The organism is Pseudomonas sp. P5_A2_2, from assembly GCF_054177685.1.
Map to the genome: position 1 here is coordinate 1 of NZ_JBGCUL010000510.1, position 3,261 is coordinate 3,261.

Annotated in this window: 4 protein-coding genes; all 4 read right to left on the reverse strand. The window is 55.3% G+C overall.

Features of this window, described 5'->3' with window-relative positions; all coding sequences use genetic code 11:
- Nucleotides 1-285 precede the first annotated feature (285 nt).
- A complete protein-coding gene (locus tag ACXRVY_RS21360; RefSeq protein WP_223462619.1) occupies nucleotides 286-1,005 on the reverse strand; it encodes an amino acid ABC transporter ATP-binding protein in 720 nt (239 codons plus the stop codon).
- A gap of 68 nt (nucleotides 1,006-1,073) precedes the next feature.
- On the reverse strand, nucleotides 1,074-2,036 hold the full coding sequence (locus tag ACXRVY_RS21365) for an agmatinase (protein ID WP_108219494.1): 963 nt from the start codon (nucleotides 2,034-2,036) through the stop codon (nucleotides 1,074-1,076).
- 26 nt (nucleotides 2,037-2,062) lie between these two features.
- A complete protein-coding gene (locus ACXRVY_RS21370) occupies nucleotides 2,063-2,725 on the reverse strand; it encodes an amino acid ABC transporter permease (protein WP_223462614.1) in 663 nt (220 codons plus the stop codon).
- Nucleotides 2,715-3,261, reverse strand: a 547-nt coding sequence (locus ACXRVY_RS21375; RefSeq protein WP_458238176.1) for an amino acid ABC transporter permease, incomplete at its 5' end; no start/stop codon positions are given. The genes ACXRVY_RS21370 and ACXRVY_RS21375, both read right to left, overlap by 11 nt.

Genomic DNA, 3,261 nt, shown 5'->3' on the forward strand with positions numbered 1-3,261 from the left:
TCCGGGCTGGCTCCATGCTGCCGCCACCGTTGCCCCTCAAGCAGCAAGCAATATCTGCCGGTGACTGTAGGCAGAAGACGGCCAATAGCTACCCATGCAAAAGACTTCCACCTTAAGTGGATATCCGTATTCAGATCGTTTAACTGTTGGTTGTAGGTATTGTCACGCGATGCGAAGCAGATCTAATACGAAATGCGTCAGTCAGCAGGGCAAACCATAATCGATACCTGCTGACCGAGCTTTAATTGACTGACTCCGTATTGAACGCTGGATACAACGTGGAACTCAGTGCCCCAGTATTTTCGACAGGAAGAGCTTTGCTCGCTCCGAAGACGTCCCGTTAAAGAATGCTTCAGAGGATGTGTCATCAATGATCATCCCCTCCTCCATGAAAACCACCCGATCTGCCACGCGCCGAGCAAAGCCCATCTCATGGGTGACCACCATCATTGTCATGCCGTCCTTGGCCAGCGACACCATCACGTCCAACACCTCGTTGATCATCTCTGGGTCCAGTGCCGAGGTTGGCTCATCGAAGAGCATGATGACCGGATCCATCGACAACGCCCGGGCGATGGCAACACGCTGCTGCTGACCACCAGAGAGTTGCGCAGGATACTTGTGGGCATGTGCGCTGAGGCCCACACGTTCAAGCAATGCCAGAGCTTTGGCTTTCGCATCGTTTGTCGGACGATGGAGTACCTTCGTTTGTGGCAACGTGAGGTTCTCGATGATCGACATATGGGGGAAAAGTTCGAAATGCTGAAACACCATGCCCACTTGCTGGCGCAACTTTGGCAGGTCAGTTTTTGCGCTGCCGATTGACTGCCCATTCACCAGGATTTCGCCTTTCTGAAAAGACTCCAGGCCGTTGACCGTCTTGATCAATGTCGACTTGCCTGAACCTGAAGGTCCGCACACCACCACAATTTCGCCTTTACTGACGTGCGTCGAGCAGTCTTTGAGGACTTGCAAATTTCCGTACCATTTATTGATTCCGCGCATTCTGATGCAGTGGGGCTGAACATCTGCAGCGAAGCGTGAAACCAATGACACCGCGGCGTTGGTCTGAATCATTTGTCGAAATACCCCGCGCGAATAGAGGCGCCGATCAGATTGACAATCAAGCGTCCCGCCGTCACGCAGGTGAGGTTGCTTGCGTTGTCTTTACCCGGCTGGATTTCAACGATATCCATACCCACTACCCGTCCTTTTTTCACCAATCCGTGAATGAGCTTGCGTGCCTGTAAAAAAGTCACGCCACCCGGGGCCGGACCATCGACAGCGGGCATGATGGTCGGATCGAGACCGTCGGCATCAATGGTCAGGTAGTAGTTTCCACCATCGGGAATACGCGAAAGCACCGCGTCCATGCCGATCTCATGCAACTCATAGGCGCTGATCAACTCCGCACCATACTCGCGCGCAACCTCCARATCCTCGGGGCGTGCGCTGCCTTGGGCGCGCAGTCCGATCTGGAAGATCCGGCCGACATGGGCCATTTCGGAGGCACGACGTATCGGGCTGGACAACCCCTCCCGGATCCCGTTCACGTCGTCGCGCCAGTCAAGGTGCGCATCGATATGGATGATGGTGATCGGGTCGAGACTGTCGTAGGCCCGTAAAACCGGCGTAGTAATTCCGTGGTCACCGCCAAGAATGACCGGCAGCGCTCCGGCTTTGAGAAGCTGGCGTACGGCCTGCTCGGCACGTTCATAGTGCTCACCTGGTTTGGCGACATCGGGCAACACATCACCACAGTCGATGAATCGGATATCGCTACGACCTTGCAGCAGCGGGCCATCGATATCGAAATCGTAATGCCGCGGATCACGCACCATACGGTCGGTGAGCTGACGAATTGCCAGCGGCGCATTGGTCTGGTCGTTGGTGTATGAGCGCGGGCCATAAGGCGAACCGAAAGGCATGCCAAGCACCGCAATATCCGCCTGTTGAAGGTTTTCCAGATCGGTCATCAGTTCTGAATAAAGCAGGGTTTGATGGCTGGTACGTGGAGCGACGGTAAGATTCTTCATAAAAAACTCCTGAGTGATGGGATTTTCTAGCGATGCCGCCAGTGTCTTTCGCGGGCTTCCAGAGTTTGTCCAAGTGCATCGAGAACAATGCTCGACAGCCAATAGAGCAATGCAGCGGTGCCAAGCACTTCGAGGTAAGCGAAGGTGTCAGCGGTCATCAGATTGCTCTGATAGGTGAGCTCAGGAAGACTGGTTACCGAGAAGATCGCTGTGTCCTTGAACATCATGATGATCAGGCTGGTAGTAGGCGGGATCAGGTAGCCAAAGCTTTGCGGCACGACTACGTAGCGTTGAACCTGCCAGACGGAAAACCCCAGTGACCGAGCTGCGCGCGCCTGGCCGGCAGGTACGCTCTTCAAGGCGGCGCGCAGAATTTCACTGAAATACCCGGCCGTATAGAACGCAGTGGCACCAATGGCGATCGCAAAGGAAGAGGCTTGCACTCCCAGCTGCGGCAGACCGAAAAACAGCAGGTACACCACGATCAGGAACGGTACATTTCGTACAAGTTCGACATAACAACGGGCAAACAATCTTGGCAGCCAATGCTCGGCATCGGCCATGTAAGCGAACAGAGTTCCGATCAATATCCCCAGCGGAATGCCTATGGCACTGACCGTCGCGGTAACTTTCAGTCCCTGCAGCAACGCGGGGATTGCGTGATTGACCACCTCAAGATCAATGGGCATTTGGCATCACCTTGGCAAGGCGGCGCTCGATGAGTCGCGAGATCGACGAAGCGCACAGCAGAATAAGGAAGTAAACGACCGCTGTTGCGCTGAACACTTGCAGCGGCAGATCGCTTTGCAGCGTCGCGTTACGAGCCACGGTAGCGAGCTCACTGACGGCAATGATCGACAGCAGTGATGAGGCTTTGAGCAGTACGGTGTACTCGTTGGTCAGCGGAGGAATGGAGCGATGGAACATCTGCGGCAACAGCACGTAACGCCACTTCTGATGAGCTCGCATCCCCAGTGCCTGGGCTGCTGCCACCTGACCTCGAGGAATCGAAGTCAAAGCACCCCGCAGGATTTCACTGATGTAGGCCGCCGTATTGAAAGACAGGGCCAGGATCCCCGCCTCCAGTGGTGTCAGCGAAATACCGATCAGGCCCGGCACAACGAAATACGCGATAAGCAATTGAATCAGCAACGGTGTGCCGCGGATGGCACTGACGTAGACCATCACCGCGTATCGGCCAATCGGTCCCGCCGCGACTCTCAGG

What these genes read in the sequence shown, in the direction of transcription:
- ACXRVY_RS21360 (WP_223462619.1), bottom strand. Translation starts at nt 1,005, where the DNA reads ATGCGCGGAATCAATAAATGGTACGGAAATTTGCAAGTCCTCAAAGAC.
- ACXRVY_RS21370 (WP_223462614.1), bottom strand. Translation starts at nt 2,725, where the DNA reads ATGCCCATTGATCTTGAGGTGGTCAATCACGCAATCCCCGCGTTGCTG.